The following is a 17,247-nucleotide window of genomic DNA, read 5'->3' as shown; positions in this document are numbered from 1 at the left end:
CGGACGTGCATCCCGATTTTTTGGGATTGGCATGCTTTCTGCTTATTTTCGTGCGTGCCGCAGTATTTAACATCAATAACATCAGACCAATCATGAATTCAATTCCGACTTTCGGCGTCGGCGCCGGGGAAATTCCGTCGATGCCATTCATTCGCCCTGCAAGCACCAGGCGGGTAGGCCCGCAGATGCAGCCGCACCGGCGCCCGCATCCCTGATTTAACCGTCGATCGCATCACGGCATACGTCGCTTTATCGCGTAGACGAGGCGACGTACGCGCACGCGGCAATGCGTGCGTCATGCGGTGATTGCCAGTCCGGATCAATAACGTGAAATCGTCGTTTGCCGTCTCACGGAAAACGATGGATAGGAATCCTTATATGACGATCTGCTATCGCGCGGCATCCGGAATGCCGCGACGCGTAGTGGCGGCACTGCGCGTCGAATGGAGTCGGTGCGGGTATGCCGGAGTCGTCGATCACGTCGCGAATACGGGGGCAAGATGAGCGAAACGCCACATGTCGAGTACAGGTCGGTTGCGGCGAGTGTCCCAGGGGCCGCCGCGCGTTCGGTCGATCTGATGCTGATCGTGTTCGGTGCGGTGCTGGCTGCGCACTTCCGGTTCGACACGGTCGTGAATGCCCGGCTCGACGCCTCGGTCGTTGCGTTCTCGTGTGCGTTTTCGTTGATGCTGTTTCCGATGTTCGGCGTGTACGAGTCGTGGCGCGGGCGTTCGCTGTACAGGCTTGCCGGGAGACTGGCACTGGCCTGGCTGATCGCGCAAGGTGGCGCGCTGGTGGTGACGTTCACGCTTCACCAGTCGGAGGCCGTGTCGCGGCTGTGGTTTGCATACTGGACGGGCATGACGGGTACCGCACTCGTCGTGGTGAGGCTCGCCGTACACGCGATGCTGCGCCGGTTGCGGCATGCGGGGATGAACCTTCGATCGGTCGCTATCGTGGGGCGTGGCGAATATTGCCGTCGCGTACTGGGCACGATCGCGCGTTCGCCTGAGAGCGGGTTTCGTGCAGCAGCGGTATTCGACGTCGATCGCGCAGCGTCCGGTCTGGTGTCGGGCATCGCGACTTTCGAGAGCGATGCTGCATTCATTGACTATGTGCGCCGGCAAGGCATGCGTGAACTGTGGCTTGCGCTGCCGTTATCGGAGGAACGCACGATCCTGCGCTTCGTATCCGAATTCCGCGACGAACTCGTGAACATCCGCTTCATGCCAGACGTGAGTGCGCTGTCGTTGTTCGACAGTGCACTCACGGACGTGCTTGGCGTGCCGGCGATCAATCTCGCCGCGTCGCCTCTGCCGCCGCACGCGCTGCTGAGCAAGGAGATTTTCGATCGATGTTTCGCGGCATTCGTGCTCGTGGCGCTGATGCCGGCGATGCTGATCATCGCGATGACCGTCAAGGCGACATCGCGCGGGCCGGTGTTTTTCAGGCAGCGCCGCAAGGGTGCGGACGGCCGCGTGTTCCGCATCTACAAATTTCGCACGATGCGGTTGCACGCGGAGCAGCCCGGCATCGTCAGGCAGGCGACTCGTCACGATGCGCGCATCACACCGCTGGGGCGGTTCCTGCGACGCACGAGTCTCGACGAACTGCCGCAGTTCATCAACGTGCTGCAGGGCGACATGTCGGTCGTCGGGCCGCGCCCGCACGCGCTGGAGCATGACGAGCTGTATCGCAAGGTCGTCGATCGCTACATCCAGCGCTACCGGATCAAGCCGGGCATTACAGGCTGGGCGCAGGTCAACGGCTATCGCGGTGAAACCGATCGCCTCGAAAAGATGCAGGGGCGGGTCGAGCACGATCTCTATTACCTGCAGAACTGGTCGTTCGGGCTCGACATGCGGATTGTGGGAGCCACGATTCTGAAAGGGTTCGCGGGGAGCAATGCGTATTGATGGCGCGGCGGCGCGAGGGTTCGTGCCGGGTGGAAGTACCGCTGGAGCGACGAGGGACGGCGGGTGTGTACAAGCATGTCGATGAAATCGGAACCATGAACAATCGAGTGAAACAAGCTGTCCATTCCGGCTCGCCTGGCCTGCGCGGTCGCTGGACAACCACGCTCATCGCCGGCGCCTGTCTGGTTTTGTCCGGATGTGCAGTTGCGCCGGGGATGCGCATGACCGGGCCCGCGACGCTCGCGGTCTCCGGCGGAGCCGGGAAGGTGCCTGCAGAGTCGATGCAGATTCCGATCGAAGAGATCAACGCGACGCTGATTCGCCAACTCGGCACGGCTGCGAGCGCCGACAACGGCGCGCGTTTCAAAGCGCTTGTCGGAAAGGCGCAGCCCTATACGCTGGGGGCCGGCGACGTCCTTCAGATCACCGTCTGGGATCATCCGGAACTGACGCAGGCTCAGGGCGCGCCGCAACAGACCAACGGACGCCCGTTCGATCCGCCTCAAGGTTTCGTCGTCGATTACGTTGGCAACGTGCAGGTGCCGTATGCGGGGAACGTGCATGTGGCCGGACTGACGATCGACGACGCACGCAAGGCGATCACCAATGCGATGGCACGCTACTTTGTCACGCCGAAGATCATGGTCCGGGTCGCCTCGTTCAGGGCGAAGCAAGTCTACGTCGACGGCGAGGTTCGTACGCCGGGCAATGTACCGATCAATGATATTCCGATGACATTGTTCGAGGCGGTCAATCGTGCGGGCGGATTCGCGCCCACGGCGGATCAGAGCCATCTGGTTCTCGTGCGCGATGGCGTGTCTTACCCGCTCGACCTCCCGGGCATGCTTGCACGCGACGTGAATCCCGCGTCGATTCTGCTGCGCGACGGCGATTCGCTTCGGGTCGTACCGCGCGAGGACAACGGCGTCTACGTGATGGGCGAGGTCACCAAGCCGGTGACGGCATTGCCGCTGCGAACCGGCAAGCTGACCCTGAGCGATGCGCTCTCTCAGGCCGGCAGCCTCAACAGCGCGAGCGCCGACGCCGCGCAGCTCTACGTGATCCGCGGCGCGCAAGGCGAAGCGCCGCAGGTCTATCACCTGGATGCGCGATCGCCGGTATCGATGGTGCTCGCGAACCAGTTCGAGTTGCGACCGAAAGATGTCGTCTATGTCGACGGGAACGGGCTCGTCCGGTTCAGCCGGGTTCTGAGCTTGTTGTTGCCCGCGATCAATGCAGGCCTGACAGCAGCAATCGTCTCGAAATGATCAAGCATCTGCTCGTCGTTTGCCACGGCAACGTGTGTCGCAGCCCGATGGCGCAGGGCTTGTTCCAGCGCTTGCTTCCTGACGTGTCGGTCTCGTCGGCCGGCTTGTCGGCCCGCAACGGTATGGTGATCGACGCCGTTGCCGCGGCGCTGCTGAAGGCACGGGGAATCGACATGTCCGGACATCGCGCGAGGCGCCTCGACGAGCGCATGTGTAGCGCGGCGGACCTGATTCTCGTGATGGAGCTCGAGCAACGCAAGGCGATCGAGCGTTTCCATCCGGCCGCGCGAGGGCGCATCTATCGCGTCGCCGAAGCCTTTCCATCCGATGTGGCGGATCCGTATCGTCGTTCGCAGCGCAGTTACGACTATGCATTGACGCTGATCGAGCACGGCGTCAACGACTGGGTCGAGCGCATCGGCAACCTGATCGAGCGTGCCCGTTGAGCCGCCTGGCTCGCTAGCCCAAGGATATCGGCAGTCACCATGAACCCTATGAAAGCAACACCCCATTTCTCGCGAGACTCGGACGAAGTCGACATTCGAGGCATCGCCGACATGATGATCAAGAACGCCAGGATCATCGGCATCGTGACGTGCGCGTTCGTCCTGTTCGGCGGCCTCTACGCGCTCGTCGCGAAACCGGTGTACAGCGTCGACATCGTCGTGCAGGTCGAGAGCAACGGTGCCGACATGATGGGCGGCGCGGCGGGCAGTCTCGTCGGCGGCCTCAGCTCGCTGTTCGACGTCAAGTCGACGGATGACGGCGAAATGGAAATCCTGCGATCCAGACTCGTCGCCGAACCGGTCGTTGTCGATCAGCACCTGGCCATTGAAGCGAGGCCGAACCACTTTCCGATCGTCGGTGCGGTGATCGCACGCTTCAACAAGAAGCTCTCGACGCCGGGACTGCTGGGGATGGGCGGGTACGTATGGGGCGGCGAGCGCATTTCGGTTCCGACGTTCGAGGTGCCGCGGGATTTCCTCGAAGACCGATTCTTCGTGACGTTCATTGGCGACGGACGCTATCGGCTGTCGGGGGGCGATCTGGACGCCGATGCAGTCGGCCGTGTCGGCGTGCCGTTGCACGTCGGAACGCCGGCCGGTGATGTGACGCTGACGGTGGCGGCGATCGAAGGGCGACCGGGCGCCCGATTCGTCCTCAAGGCATTCTCGAAACAGAAAATGCTGACGAAGCTCCAGAGGGCACTGACGATCACCGAAAAGGGCAAGGATCAGTCCGGCGTCATCGGTGTCACGTATGAGAGCGACGACCCGGTCCTGGGGGCCGGCGTACTGAACGAAATCGCCGACAACTACGTCCGTCAGAATGCCGATCGGAAAGCGGCGACCGCCGAGAAGTCGCTGCGATTTCTGAATGAGCAGGTTCCCGACGTCGAGAAGCAGTTGCGCGCGGTCGAGGATCGCTTGAACGCCTACCAGACCAAGCATGAAGTGATCGACCTGACCGAGCAGGCGAAGGCCATGCTGAATCAGTCGGTCAGCGCTCAGACGTCGTTGTTCGAACTGGAGCAGAAGCGCAAGGCGCTGGCGTCGATGTACACGCCCGAGCACCCGCAACTCGCGTCCCTCGACCAGCAGATTGCCGCGGCCAAGGCCAACGTCGGCACGTTCAACGATGCAATCCAGCGCCTGCCCGACGCGCAACAGAATATCGTCCGGCTGCGACGCGACGTGACCGTTCAGACGGAAATCTACGTCGGGCTCCTCAACAGCATCCAGCAGTTGCGGCTCGCGACAGCCAGCAAGATCGGCAATGTGCGCGTCATTGACCACGCGATCGTGCCGGATCAGCCGGTCTGGCCGAAGCCGGTGCTCGTCGTCGTGCTGGCTGCCGTGGTCGGCCTGGTAGTGGGGGCGTGCGTCGCGATCGCGCGGGCTGTGCTCTTTGGCGGGGTGACGGATCCGTCGGAGATCGAGCGCGACGCCGATCTGAACGTCATCGCGACGATTCCGCTGAGCCCGGTCCAGCGTCAACTGACGCGGGTCGGTGCGGGCGCGAGCCAGGACGCGACGATCCTGGCCTTGGCGCGGCCGCACGAGCCTGCAGTGGAGGCGCTGCGAAGCCTGTGCACGGCGTTGCAGTTTCTACTGCTCGAGCGGCCGAAGAACAACGTGGTGCTGATCACGGGGCCGGCTGCCGGCATCGGCAAGTCGTTCATCTCGGCAAACGTCGCGGCGCTTCTCGGGCAGTCGAACAAGCGAGTGCTGCTGATCGACGGCGACCTGCGGCGTGGGCGTCTCGCAAAGGATTTCGGGATTCAGTCGACGCCCGGCTTGTCCAGCGTCCTGCGCGGCGAAGCCACGGTCGATCAGGCGATCGTGCGCGGCGTGACTCCGCAGGTCGATTTCCTGCCCACCGGGCCGCGCGTGGGGCAACCAGTCGAACTCTTCGCGTCCAGCGACCTCGCCATGGTGCTCGCGGACGTTTCGCATCGCTATGACGTCGTCCTGCTCGATGCGCCGCCGCTGCTGCCGGTCACCGATGCGACGGTGTTTGCGCTGCACGCGGGCACGATTCTGCTTGCCGCACGCTCCGGCATGACGAGTCAGGGCGAGATTCTCGAGTCGGTGAAGCGGATCGAGCGCGTGGGCGCCACGGTAACGGGCGTCGTGTTCAACGGCTTCAGGCCCGGGCTGCGATCTGCGCAGTACGGGAACTACGGCGCGTATGCGTACGAAGGCGCCGAGGTCGAAGCGCGTGTCGAGCGGATGTGAGCCGTTCAGGGAGAAGCCGATGACCGTCCGCCATGAAAACATTCTCGTCACTTTCGGCACGCGCCCGGAAGCCATCAAGATGGCGCCCGTCGTGCGCCGCCTGAAGTCCCGCGTCGGCGTGCGATGCGCGGTATGCGTGACCGCGCAGCATCGGCAGATGCTCGATCAGGTGCTCGGCCTGTTCGGCATCGTGCCCGATTTCGATCTCGACCTGATGCGCAACGGGCAGACGCTCGGCGATCTGACCGGGCAGATCCTGACGTCGCTCGATCCGGTGCTCGAGTCGTTCCGGCCGGATCTCGTGCTGGTGCATGGAGACACCACGACGACGCTGGGTGCTTCGCTTGCGGCCTACTACCGCCGCATTCCGGTCGGACACGTGGAAGCCGGCCTGCGGACGGGGAACCTGTACGCACCCTGGCCGGAGGAGGCCAACCGCAAAATGACCGGCGCGCTCGCTCTGCATCATTTCGCGCCGACCGAGACGTCGAAGGCGAACCTGCTGTCCGAAGGCGTGTGTGCCGACCGGATTCACGTGACGGGCAATACGGTCATCGACGCGTTGCTGACGGTGACCGAACGATTGACAGTCGAGCCGGAACTGCGCGCGCGAATGCGTGCCGCATTTCCGTTCCTGAGCGACGAGCGCCGAATGATTCTCGTCACGGGGCACCGGCGCGAGAATTTCGGCTCGGGCTTCGAACAGATCTGCAATGCACTGGCGGCGATCGCGACGCGCTTTCCCGAGTGCCGGATCGTCTATCCGATGCATCTGAATCCGAACGTCCGCGAGCCGGTGACACGCATGCTCGGCGACATTGAAAACATCATCCTGATCGAGCCTCAGGAGTATCTGCAGTTCGTCTATCTGATGAGTCGCGCGTGGCTGATCCTGACCGATTCGGGAGGCATACAGGAGGAAGCGCCGTCGCTCGGCAAGCCGGTCCTCGTGATGCGCGACACGACGGAACGTCCGGAAGCCGTCGCGGCCGGCACGGTCCGTCTGGTCGGCACCGACGCGCACCGGCTGGTCAGCGAGGTCACGCAGCTGTGGGAGTGCCCGGACGTATACCGCTCGATGAGCCGGGCACACAACCCATACGGCGACGGCCACGCAAGCGAGCGCATCGTCGACCTGCTGACGGCCGCCCCGTCCGATTCCCGCACGGCGCAGCCCTGGCCGGCCGGCTCGTGTGAAGCCTAATCACAATACAGCGAGATCCATTCATGTCTTTCGATGTCATTTCCGTAATCGGCCTCGGCTACATCGGCTTGCCGACTGCCGCCGCATTTGCGGCGCGACGTAAATCGGTGGTCGGCGTCGACGTCAACCGCGCGACGGTCGACACGATCAATCGCGGCGAGGTGCATATCGTCGAGCCGGAGCTCGACATGCTCGTGCGCGCGGCGGTGACGCAAGGACACCTGCGGGCGACCGATACGGTCGAGCCGGCCGATGCCTTCCTGATCGCGGTGCCGACGCCGTTCGCCGCAGGACACAAGCCGGATCTGACTTATGTCGAAGCGGCAAGCCGCGCGATCGGACCGGTTCTGAAGAAGGGCGATCTCATCGTGCTGGAATCGACGTCTCCGGTCGGCACGACGGAGAAGATCGCCGCATGGCTGGCCGCGATGCGGCCCGATCTTACGTTCCCACAGCAGGCCGGCGAGCAGTCGGATATCCGGATAGCCCACTGCCCGGAGCGCGTCCTGCCGGGGCACGTGATCCGCGAACTGGTGGAAAACGATCGTGTGATCGGCGGCATGACCCGCCGGTGCAGTGAGCTGGCCGCCGAGCTGTATCGGGTCTTCGTGCGCGGCGAGTGCGTATTGACCGACGCGCGGACAGCGGAGATGTGCAAGCTGACCGAGAACTCGTTCCGCGACGTCAATATCGCGTTCGCCAATGAACTGTCGGTCATCTGCGAGTCGCTCGATATCAACGTGTGGGAACTGATTCGGCTGTCGAACCGGCATCCGCGCGTCGACATCCTGCAACCGGGCCCCGGCGTGGGCGGACACTGCATCGCCGTGGATCCGTGGTTCATCGTCGACTCCGCGCCCGAGCACGCGCGCCTGATCCGCACCGCGCGTACCGTCAACGACGACAAACCGAACTACGTACTGGACCGCATCGAGCATGTTGCGAAACGCTTTCGCGAGCCGGTGATCGCATGCTTGGGGCTCGCGTTCAAGGCCGACATCGACGACCTGCGCGAAAGCCCCGCCGTGGGCATCGTCCGGGAACTGGCGAATCGCGAGGTCGGGCAGGTCATCGCCGTCGAACCGAACATCCGTCAGCTTCCGGCGTCGCTGGAAGGGCGCGTGATGCTCGGCGAAATCGCCGATGCGCTCGCGCGTGCGGATATCGTGGTCATTCTCGTCGATCACCGGCAATTCAAGCGGATCGATCCGATGAAGCTGCACACGAAGATCGTGATCGATACGCGTGGGTTGCTGGCGCGCGAACGGCAGGTGGCCTGATCCGATGACGGCACGCATGTCGAACGCAACCCGCGCGATGACTTCGTCCGGCTCGCGGCCGGGCGCGGCGGGGCTCGGCCGCAATCTTGCCGCGATGCTGCTGTGGCAGATCGGCATGTATGTCGTTCCGCTCGCCACGTTTCCCTATCTGACCCGGGTGCTCGGCCCGGCACAGTTCGGCGTGGTCGGCTATGTGACGGCGCTGACGGTGTATGGAACGATACTGACCGAATGGGGGTTCAACCTGAGCGGCCCGCGAGCGGTCGCGCAATACCGCGGCGATTCGCAGCGGTTGAGCGAGCTGGTCTGGTCGATCGTCGGCGCGAAGGCGTGCCTGTGCGTGGCTTCGTGTGCGATTCTGGCCGTCGTGCTGATGGCCGACCGCACGCTCGCCGCCATGTCCACGGCGATCTGGATCGGTTGGCTGGGTGTGATCGCGAACGTCTGGACGCTCAACTGGCTGTTGCAGGGCCTCGAGCGGTTCTCGTCATTCACCGTCGTCGCGCTGGCAAGCCGGTTCGTCGCGCTACCGCTGACATTCTGGCTGGTCCACTCGCCGGCTGACGTCGACATGGCGATCGCGATCCAGTCGCTGACGTCGGTGCTCGCGGCAGGCGGGTCGATGCTGATGGCCCGTCGCCTGGGATTGCTGGGCTACCGGCGTCTTTCCTGGCGCGCGATTCGCGCGCAGTTGATCGCGGGTGCCGACATGTTCGTCTCGACCGCGTCGGTCAGCTTGTTCAGTGCCGCCAATGCGGTGATCGTTGGTGCTATCGCCGGGCCGTATCAGGTGGGACTGTACGCCGCCGCGGACAAGCTGAAGACCGCGGGCAACATGGTGCCTGCCCAGATCAACACCGTTCTCTACTCGCGCATTTCCGCGCTATTCGCGGATCGGCAGCCGGAAGGCGCGCGCGCGGCAGCGCGCCTCACGGTATCCGGCGGCATCGCGATCGTGTTCGTGACGGGTATCGGCATCGCGATTTGCCTGTCGACGTCGGACATGCTGACCCGGCTCGTGCTGGGAGAGAAGTTCGCCGGCGCGTCGTCGGTGGTGAATGTGCTCTGCCTGTCGACATTGTTCGGCAATCTTGCCTATTTCCTCGGCCTGCAGGTGCTGGTGCCGTTCGGAGGCACGCGGCGACGCGCCCGTGTGATGCTCGCGGCGGGATTGCTGAACGTATTGCTCGCACTGCTGCTGGTTCCGCGATTTGGCGCCGTCGGCGCGGCTGTCGCGTACCTGATTGCCGAGATCGCATTGCTCGTGACCTTCGCGATCTGGACCGTCCGCTCGGCGACGCTGCGCGAACACTTCGCGCGACGGGCGAAGGCATGAGGAACGCTCCATGACATTTGCCATTCACGTGATTTCGCTGGCCGATTCTCCGAGACGCGCGACGATTCGGCGAGCCGTTGGCCGTCATGGCGTCGATTTCGACTTCGAGGACGCATTCGATGCACGGGCGCTCGACGCGGACGCGTGTTCCGCCATGACGGATACCGTGCGGGTCATCGCGCGCTACGGACGACCGCTGAGCCGCGGTGAAGTCGGCTGCTTCATGAGTCATGTCCGCGTGTGGGAAAAAATCGTCCGGTCGGGGCGCGCGGCGATCGTCCTCGAGGACGACGCGATGCTTGACGACGCGCTGTTCGAACGTTTCCTGTCGACGCCCGGTGAGTTGCTTTCGGACCATGCGGATTTCGTGCTGCTGGGCCGCTCGAAGCTGTCCCGCGACCGCGCGGCGCAGGCCTATCTGTACGAGCCACTGAAGCGGGCCCGGCGGATCGGCGGACTTCAGATCGGCGTGCCGTTCAAGCAATGGACGAGCGGAGCGGTCGGTTACTGGATCAGTGTGCACGGCGCGCGCAAGGCGCTCGAACATGCGCGCGGTCCGGTCGGGGCGGTGCTCGACGACTGGCCGTGGCATCGGGATCACGGCGGGTTGCGTATCGCCGAGTTGCGTCCGTATGCCGTATGGGAGGCATTCGAGACGATGCCGAGCGCCATCGAAGCGGGACGCGCCGCGCTGTCGTCGCGGCGTCACGGTACGCTCGAACTGTTGTTCAAACCGCTGCGCGTCGTGCGTGCCGTGTTTCGCTGGCTGATCGTGGCGACGCTGGCCATCACTGCGTCGCGCGACAAACTCTTCGCTCGCCATGGATGACAGCCTTCGCTTCTCGTACGGCGCCCGTTCGCCGCGACGCGTGACCGATCCGGCCACGCGAATCGCCGCGACGCTGGTATGGGCCATCCTCGGGATCGGCCTCGTCCTGTCGCCGCTCGGCGATTTCCTGTCCGTCTACATGACGAATAGCGCGGCATCGCACGGGGACGATGCGCGCATCTCGTTGCTCGTCCGCGGTGTGATGATCACCGGCCTTCTGGCGGTCACGCTGTCGGGGTTGCGCGCGAGGATGTCGGGCGTTCGTGTGACGGTTGCGGCGATGCTGGCGGCCTGCGTGACGCTCGGCGCCTATGTGTTCGGCAGGCTGACCGATCGCGAGGTGATCGAGCAGAGCGTGTTCGTGCTGAAGGTGTTTTCGTTCTTCGTCTATCCGGCGGCCATGGCGCTCCTCAGCGACCGGCGCCTGGCACAGATCGAATCCGCGGTATTCGTCGTACTGCTGATCTACGGCGCATCGATCGTGACGGGCGCGGCGATGTCGATCGAAATGTTCCGCAGCTATCAGGCGGAGACGCACATTCGATCGGGATACAAGGGGATCGTCTATGCCCAGAACGAAGCCGCGGCATTGATCGTCGTTGCGCTCGGGTTCGGCTACCTGCATGCACTGACACGCGGCTGGAGCACGCGCAGCGTGGCGCTGACGGCATGCATGCTGGTCTCGGCGATGCTGTCCGGGACGAAAGGCGCGGTGATCGGTGCTTTGGGGATGACCTGCGCCTATTGTTATGCCCGGTTCGACGCCATCAAGGCAACCCGCTATGTCGGCACGACTATCGCGGTGCTGGTGTCGTCCGCGATCCTCGCGTATCTGTTCATTCCCGCGGTGAACGGCGCGGTGGAACTGAGCCTGCGCTATTTCTCGCATCAGGGCGGACGTATCGGCAGCGACAAGGTCCTCACGCTGCTGCTTTCCGGGCGCAACCTGAAATTCGCCAACGTCTGGGACGATCTGGAACAGAGCAATTTCGCCGCATTGCTGACGGGCGGATATCCGGTCGTGCGCTACATGGTCGAGATCGACATTCCCGATTTGATCCTGATGCTGGGATTGCCGCTTTTCAGCGTGTATTTCATCGCGCTCTCGCGTGCATTCGTGCGCCGTGGGCCACGAACCGCATCGCGGAGATTCGGCCGGCTGTTCTTTGCCGTGCTGATCGCCATGGCATCGACGGCCGGGCACGTGTTGGGGTCGGCCGTCATCAGTCCGTTTCTCGCGTTGGTCGCGGTCATGATCCGGCGCGACATGCAGCGGGCGGCCCGGGAGAGAGGGTGCATATGACAAGGATTTCGATGAGCGTGCAAGGGCCGGCCGGCACGCGCCGGATACGTGTGTTGCATGTCGGTCCCGGGTACGGCCAGCGAGGCGGAGTCGCGTCGGTTCTGGACGAACTGGTGGCGCAGCGCGATGCATTTGCGGATGCGTCGATTCAGCTGGCGTTCGTCGGAACGCACGGTTTTCGCAAAGTCCGCGACGCGGCGGGTTTCGCGTGGCTGGACGTCGCGCGATTTCTCCGTGTCGTCTGGAGTGTGGACGTGGTGCACTTTCACGTCTCCGAGCGAGGATCGTTCTACCGCAAGCTGCTCCTGTGCCGGATCGCGAAACTCTGTCGCCGGCGTGTCGTCTTCCATCTTCACTCGGGAAATTTCGATCGCTTTACGGATCGGGCGGGGCCGTTGACGCGTATGGCGGTGGCCTGGTTCGTGGGCAGCGCGGATGCCGCGATAGGCGTCTCGGAAGCGAGTGCACGTGTGCTGAACCGGTTCAGAAATGGTGCAGACGATGCCCGCGTCATCTCGAACACGGCAGTCGACGCGCAGAAAGCGCGCCCGTCGCCAGTGGCGGTTCCCGACCGCCCGTACATCGCGTTCGCCGGTCGGTTGTCCGAGCAGAAAGGGCTCGAGGCGTTGATCGAAGCGCTGGCGGCAGTGAATCTGACGAGCGGCCCGCTTGATCTCGTGATGGCGGGCGAAGGCGACACACGGCGGTGGAAGGCTTACGCCGAGCGCTTGGGCGTGGCCGATCGCGTTCGATTTGCCGGCTGGCTCGCCGGTTCGCACAAATCCCGCTTTTATCAAGAGGCAACGCTGTTCTGTCTGCCGAGCCGGTTCGAATCGTTCGGTATTGCCGCGCTGGAGGCGATGTTTTACGGGTTACCGGTCGTGGCGACTCGCGTGGGCGGCCTGGGCGAACTGGTCGATGACGGCGTCACCGGATATCTGGTCGAGCCGGACGATGCGGCGGCACTCGCGCGAGTCATTCGCGACATTGCCCGCGATCCGGCGCTTCGCGAACGAATGGGGCGCGCCGCCCGCGAGCGCGCACACCGTTTGTACACGACCGAGAGAGTCGTTGCTCGGTATGTGGATTGTTATCGACACATAGTCGGATGGAGCTGATATGAATGCAAAGCGAGATTTTCGACGTGCGCTGGTGGCGGTGTGCATCGGCATGGCGGCTGCGGCCGACGCGACGGCGGCTGCGTCCGATTTAACGAAATCGGTGCACGTCGAGTCCTACCGGCCGATCTACACGAACGACTGGCGAAGCGGAATCGGCGACCTCGAATTCCAGGAGGCCCGGCGCTCGGACATCACGTGGGTGGCGGATCCCGCGGATCCCGCACGTCGGTCGATTCGCGTGCAGATTCAAAAGAGCGAGAATTTCGCGTACCTGATCAATGGATTGCCGCGCGCGGAATTCACGTTGCCCCGCGAGATCGTCTTCTCTCCCGGGCACGATTATCTGATTTGGTGGCGCACCTATCTGCCGCGAGATTTTGCGTTCGATCGTCAGCAAATGGAGATCATCACGCAGATTCACCAGAGCGGCTTGACGGGGTCGCCGCCGTTCATGCTGACGCTGCTTGGCAATGAGTACACGTTCTCCGTCCGCGGCGGGACCAATACCGTCCATGGATATGGCGGGAGTCTTTGCTGCGCATCCGACGACCGCGGGAAATGGGTCGACTGGGTACTCCAGTACACGCCCGACGCAAGCGGCGAGCACGCGATCACGCACCTGTGGAAAAACGGCACGAGCGTGTTCGAGGGGAGCGGAAAGCCGAATGCATATCCCGGCGACGTGAACGCCTATCTGAAATTCGGCGTATATAAACCAGGCTGGCAGACAGACCCGTCGGATATCGACGCCATAACGCTGTACTTCGGCAAGGTCGCGGTGGGCGACAGGAAGGCCAGGCAATGAGCGCACGACCGGATCCCGCCCAGGTGTCGGATGGCGTGCTGGCGCATTGCCGCCGACACGCGCATGCCGGCCACGACCCGTTCGACGGTTTGAACAGCCGCTTGTTCAGATGGACGGGGTTGTCGAAACTGCCGTTTGCCAGCATTGCGTGGTTGCAAGTGCACAAGCGCAGCCCGCTCAATTTCAGGCAGATCCTCGGTGTTCCGCGCATGCGCAATCCGAAGGGCGTCGCCCTCATCGTGCTCGGCCTGCTCGAGCGCGAACAACGGACCGGCGACGGGGCGAATCTCGACGAAGCGTGCGCACTCGGCGACTGGCTGCTGGCGCACCGAGTGGACCGCAAGCGCTGGCGCCATAGCGCGTGGGGCTATCACTTCGACTGGGCGGCGAGGGCGTTCTTCGTGCCGGTCGGCACGCCGAACGCGATCAGCACCTGCTATGTGGCGCGTGCGTTGTACGCGCTCGGCATCGCCACCGGGGACGCGCGATTCACCGATGTGGCGATCGATGCAGGCCATTTTCTTGATTCGCTTTACCTGCCGCATCAAGGATCGGGTTATTTCGCCTACATCCCGGGTGAACCCGCCTTTGTTCACAACGCGAATCTGTGGAGCGCGGCGTTCGTTGCCGAAACGGGTGTGCGCGTCAGGGACACGTCGATGCGTGAACGCGCGATGTCGGCGGCGAGATTGACGGTCTCCATGCAGCGGGAGGACGGCGCGTGGGCGTACGGGCTGCGCGATCATCACGGGTTCGTCGATGGATTCCATACGGGATATAACCTCGAAGCACTGCAGCGGCTTCAACATACGTGCGGCACCCAGGTGTTCGCGAAATCGATCGACCTCGGGCTCGCCTATTATCGCGACACGTTTTTTCTCTCCGACGGCACCGTCAAGTACTACGACGACACGATTTGGCCGCTCGACATGCACTCTGTCGCACAGGCGCTGATCACGTTGCTGACCGTCTCGACGTCGGAAGCGGATTATGCGTTGGCCGTGCGCGTATTCGAGCGCGCGGTCGAAACGCTCTACATGCCGGCAAAGGGGCGCTTCGTCTACCAGCGCGGCGCACGCTTCACGAATCGGATCGACTATTTGCGGTGGACTCAAGCGTGGGCGTTCTACTCCATCGCGTTGCTCGCGAACCGAGCGCGTGCCGCCAATACCGCCGACGCGCGTCTACCTGAACGGGAAATCATATGAACCGCATCGAGTTGTTCGGTTGTCCGATGGATGTCGCGACGATGTCGGAGACCGTCGAACTGATCCGTAATCGCATTGCGCATCGGCAATTCACCCAGCATGTGGTGGTCAACGTCGCAAAGCTGGTCAATATGCAGGCCGACGAGGAACTGGCAAGGTCGGTGCGGGCGTGCGACATCATCAATATCGACGGCATGGGCGTGGTGTGGGGCGCGCGTACGCTCGGCTATCCGGTCGCCGAGCGCGTCGCCGGCATCGACCTGTTCGATCGGTTGTTGCGGATGGCGCAGCAGGAGGCGTTGCCGATCTTCATGCTCGGCGGTACCGATGCCGTTGTAACCGGGGCGGCATGCGCTGTCCAGAAGAAATATCCGCGCTTGAAGATCGCGGGGATGCATCACGGCTATTTCTGGGACGACGAGGAAGCCGTGATTTCCATGATTCGCGCGTCCGGTGCACGGCTGCTTTTCGTCGCGATCACGTCGCCTCGAAAGGAGAATTTCATCAATCGATGGAAGGCCGAAATGGGCGTCGATTTCGTGATGGGCGTGGGTGGCACGTTCGATGTCGTTGCCGGCAAAGTCCGGCGAGCGCCGGGCTGGATGCAGAAGGCCGGTCTCGAATGGTTGTTTCGTGTGCTTCAGGAGCCGCGACGCATGTGGAGGCGTTACTGGACGACGAACAGCCGATTCGCGTGGATGCTGCTGCGCGCCCGTATGACGGCCCGGCCGCGGCGCCTGCCGACGGGGCGCGCCGGGCATTGACGCGTCAGGCGGGGCATGCGCGCCTCCCACGAAGCCTTCATTTCCGTACAATCAGGGCATTATTGATCGCGTCAAGCCCATGCCCTTGCTCCCCACTACCGCCACCGCCCCCTTCTGCCCGTCGGAAGTAAAGGGCAGCATTACGATCGACGCCGGCGCGTCGCGCTGGATGAAGCTCAAGCGCTTCTTCGGCCCCGGCCTGCTGGTCGCGATCGGCTATATGGATCCCGGCAACTGGGCCACCGACATCCAGGCCGGCTCGCAATTCGGCTATTCGCTGCTGTGGGTCGTCGCGTTCTCGAGCCTTGCCGCGATCTTCCTGCAGATGCTCGCCGCGCGGCTCGGCCTCGTCGCGGGCAAGGATCTCGCGCAGGCCAGCTACGATCGTTACGGCCCCTTCGGCCGCGTCGTGCAGTGGGTGACGGCCGAGGTGTCGATCATCGCGTGCGACATCGCCGAAGTGCTCGGCTGCGCGCTTGCATTCAAGCTGCTGCTCGGCGTGCCGCTCGCGTGGGGGATCGTGCTGACCGCGCTCGACACGGTGATCGTGCTCGGGCTGCAGGGCAAGGGCGTCCGGCAGATCGAGGCGATCGTGCTCGGGCTGATCGCGACGATGGCGTTCTGCTTCGTCGCGCAGGTCGCGATCACGCCGCCCGACTGGCATGCGGTCGCGAAGGGGCTCGTGCCGGGCAACCCCGGCCACGACAGCAAGGACGCGATCGTGCTCGCGCTCGGCATCGTCGGCGCGACGATCATGCCGCACAACCTGTATCTGCATTCGTCGGTCGTACAGACGCGCCATGTCGTCGGCGGCGCGCGCGGCCTGATTCGCGACACGCTCGCGCTGGTGCGGATCGATACCTGCGTGTCGCTGTTCGTCGCGATGCTCGTCAATGCGGCGATCCTGATCGTCGCGGGCGCGGCGTTCCATGCGACCGGCCAGCACGACGTCACCGACATCGAACAGGCGTACCGGCTGATCACGCCGATCGCGGGCGGCGCGGCCGCGCTGCTGTTCGGCATCGCGCTGCTCGCGTCCGGCCAGAGCTCGACGCTGACCGGCACGATCGCCGGCCAGGTGATCATGGACGGCTTCCTGCACACGAAAATCCCGTGCTACCAGCGTCGGCTGATCACGCGCGGGCTCGCGCTGGTGCCCGCGCTGATCGGCGTGCTGTGGCTGGGCGAAGGGTCGGTCGGACAACTGCTCGTGTGGAGCCAGGTGCTGCTGAGCCTGCAACTGCCGTTTGCGATGTGGCCGCTGATCCAGTCGGTCAGTGATCGCAAAACGATGGGCGAGCATGTGATCGGCCGCAAGATGCAGTTCGCCGCATGGGCGCTGTTCGTCGTCATCACCGGCACCAACCTGCTGCTGATTTCGGGTGTCGCCGGCTGATACAGGCTGTCACAGGCTGAAACAGGCGCGGCACGCGCTTGCGGTAAACTGCCCCCTTTCGCTAGCGGTTCGATGTGTG

The 17,247-nt window shown here is 63.8% G+C and carries 14 protein-coding genes; all 14 read left to right on the top strand.

Annotated features, from left to right (window positions below; all coding sequences use genetic code 11):
* Nucleotides 1-500 precede the first annotated feature (500 nt).
* The 14 genes from FFI87_RS26440 to FFI87_RS26375 all read left to right on the top strand — a co-directional run bounded on the left by FFI87_RS26440 (nt 501) and on the right by FFI87_RS26375 (nt 17,168).
* Entirely contained in the window at nt 501-1,916 is a 1,416-nt protein-coding gene (locus tag FFI87_RS26440) for an undecaprenyl-phosphate glucose phosphotransferase (protein ID WP_041490004.1), read from the top strand.
* A gap of 221 nt (nt 1,917-2,137) precedes the next feature.
* On the top strand, nt 2,138-3,184 hold the full coding sequence (locus tag FFI87_RS26435; protein ID WP_138850279.1) for a polysaccharide biosynthesis/export family protein: 1,047 nt from the start codon (nt 2,138-2,140) through the stop codon (nt 3,182-3,184).
* The gene (locus tag FFI87_RS26430) at nt 3,181-3,630 is read left to right on the top strand and encodes a low molecular weight protein-tyrosine-phosphatase (RefSeq protein WP_012365563.1); all 450 of its coding nucleotides are present in this window, start codon (nt 3,181-3,183) and stop codon (nt 3,628-3,630) included. The genes FFI87_RS26435 and FFI87_RS26430 overlap by 4 nt, the downstream gene beginning before the upstream one ends.
* A gap of 111 nt (nt 3,631-3,741) precedes the next feature.
* Complete coding sequence (locus FFI87_RS26425) at nt 3,742-5,922, top strand: polysaccharide biosynthesis tyrosine autokinase (RefSeq protein ID WP_244096940.1); 2,181 nt, start codon at nt 3,742-3,744, stop codon at nt 5,920-5,922.
* A gap of 19 nt (nt 5,923-5,941) precedes the next feature.
* Entirely contained in the window at nt 5,942-7,126 is a 1,185-nt protein-coding gene (wecB, locus tag FFI87_RS26420) for a non-hydrolyzing UDP-N-acetylglucosamine 2-epimerase (protein ID WP_138850155.1), read from the top strand.
* Nucleotides 7,127-7,149: 23 nt separating this feature from the next.
* Nucleotides 7,150-8,406 carry a UDP-N-acetyl-D-mannosamine dehydrogenase gene (gene wecC, locus FFI87_RS26415; RefSeq protein WP_012365566.1) on the top strand — a complete coding sequence of 419 codons (1,257 nt, stop codon included), beginning with the start codon at nt 7,150-7,152 and terminating at the stop codon, nt 8,404-8,406.
* A gap of 94 nt (nt 8,407-8,500) precedes the next feature.
* Entirely contained in the window at nt 8,501-9,742 is a 1,242-nt protein-coding gene (locus FFI87_RS26410; protein ID WP_261378586.1) for an oligosaccharide flippase family protein, read from the top strand.
* A 10-nt stretch (nt 9,743-9,752) separates the two neighbouring features.
* On the top strand, nt 9,753-10,571 hold the full coding sequence (locus FFI87_RS26405; protein ID WP_012365568.1) for a glycosyltransferase family 25 protein: 819 nt from the start codon (nt 9,753-9,755) through the stop codon (nt 10,569-10,571).
* 40 nt (nt 10,572-10,611) lie between these two features.
* Nucleotides 10,612-11,874 (top strand): hypothetical protein, encoded by a 1,263-nt coding sequence (locus FFI87_RS26400; protein WP_315852897.1) that lies wholly within the window; start codon nt 10,612-10,614, stop codon nt 11,872-11,874.
* 11 nt (nt 11,875-11,885) lie between these two features.
* On the top strand, nt 11,886-12,992 hold the full coding sequence (locus FFI87_RS26395) for a glycosyltransferase family 4 protein (RefSeq protein ID WP_244096921.1): 1,107 nt from the start codon (nt 11,886-11,888) through the stop codon (nt 12,990-12,992).
* Nucleotide 12,993: 1 nt separating this feature from the next.
* A complete protein-coding gene (locus tag FFI87_RS26390; protein ID WP_012365571.1) occupies nt 12,994-13,800 on the top strand; it encodes a heparin lyase I family protein in 807 nt (268 codons plus the stop codon).
* A gap of 23 nt (nt 13,801-13,823) precedes the next feature.
* Nucleotides 13,824-15,008, top strand: a complete 1,185-nt coding sequence (locus FFI87_RS26385) for an aspartate-semialdehyde dehydrogenase (RefSeq protein WP_261378585.1) — start codon at nt 13,824-13,826, stop codon at nt 15,006-15,008.
* On the top strand, nt 15,005-15,772 hold the full coding sequence (locus FFI87_RS26380) for a WecB/TagA/CpsF family glycosyltransferase (RefSeq protein ID WP_012365573.1): 768 nt from the start codon (nt 15,005-15,007) through the stop codon (nt 15,770-15,772). Before FFI87_RS26385 ends, FFI87_RS26380 begins: the two co-directional genes overlap by 4 nt.
* Nucleotides 15,773-15,851: 79 nt before the next feature.
* Nucleotides 15,852-17,168 carry an Nramp family divalent metal transporter gene (locus FFI87_RS26375; RefSeq protein ID WP_138850160.1) on the top strand — a complete coding sequence of 439 codons (1,317 nt, stop codon included), beginning with the start codon at nt 15,852-15,854 and terminating at the stop codon, nt 17,166-17,168.
* The last annotated feature ends 79 nt before the right edge of the window (nt 17,169-17,247 follow it).

It is taken from the genome of Burkholderia sp. KBS0801, from assembly GCF_005937855.2.
Lineage (GTDB): Bacteria > Pseudomonadota > Gammaproteobacteria > Burkholderiales > Burkholderiaceae > Burkholderia > Burkholderia ambifaria.
Note: the sequence above shows the minus strand (reverse complement) of the source record. Positions and strands in the feature narration are given on the sequence as shown.

Bases quoted from the DNA above. Each gene is read 5' to 3' on its own strand.
- FFI87_RS26440 (WP_041490004.1), top strand. From the start codon at position 501: ATGAGCGAAACGCCACATGTCGAGTACAGGTCGGTTGCGGCGAGTGTC.
- FFI87_RS26435 (WP_138850279.1), top strand. From the start codon at position 2,138: ATGACCGGGCCCGCGACGCTCGCGGTCTCCGGCGGAGCCGGGAAGGTG.
- FFI87_RS26430 (WP_012365563.1), top strand. From the start codon at position 3,181: ATGATCAAGCATCTGCTCGTCGTTTGCCACGGCAACGTGTGTCGCAGC.
- FFI87_RS26425 (WP_244096940.1), top strand. From the start codon at position 3,742: ATGATGATCAAGAACGCCAGGATCATCGGCATCGTGACGTGCGCGTTC.
- wecB (WP_138850155.1), top strand. From the start codon at position 5,942: ATGACCGTCCGCCATGAAAACATTCTCGTCACTTTCGGCACGCGCCCG.
- wecC (WP_012365566.1), top strand. From the start codon at position 7,150: ATGTCTTTCGATGTCATTTCCGTAATCGGCCTCGGCTACATCGGCTTG.
- FFI87_RS26410 (WP_261378586.1), top strand. From the start codon at position 8,501: ATGCTGCTGTGGCAGATCGGCATGTATGTCGTTCCGCTCGCCACGTTT.
- FFI87_RS26405 (WP_012365568.1), top strand. From the start codon at position 9,753: ATGACATTTGCCATTCACGTGATTTCGCTGGCCGATTCTCCGAGACGC.
- FFI87_RS26395 (WP_244096921.1), top strand. From the start codon at position 11,886: ATGAGCGTGCAAGGGCCGGCCGGCACGCGCCGGATACGTGTGTTGCAT.
- FFI87_RS26390 (WP_012365571.1), top strand. From the start codon at position 12,994: ATGAATGCAAAGCGAGATTTTCGACGTGCGCTGGTGGCGGTGTGCATC.
- FFI87_RS26380 (WP_012365573.1), top strand. From the start codon at position 15,005: ATGAACCGCATCGAGTTGTTCGGTTGTCCGATGGATGTCGCGACGATG.
- FFI87_RS26375 (WP_138850160.1), top strand. From the start codon at position 15,852: ATGCCCTTGCTCCCCACTACCGCCACCGCCCCCTTCTGCCCGTCGGAA.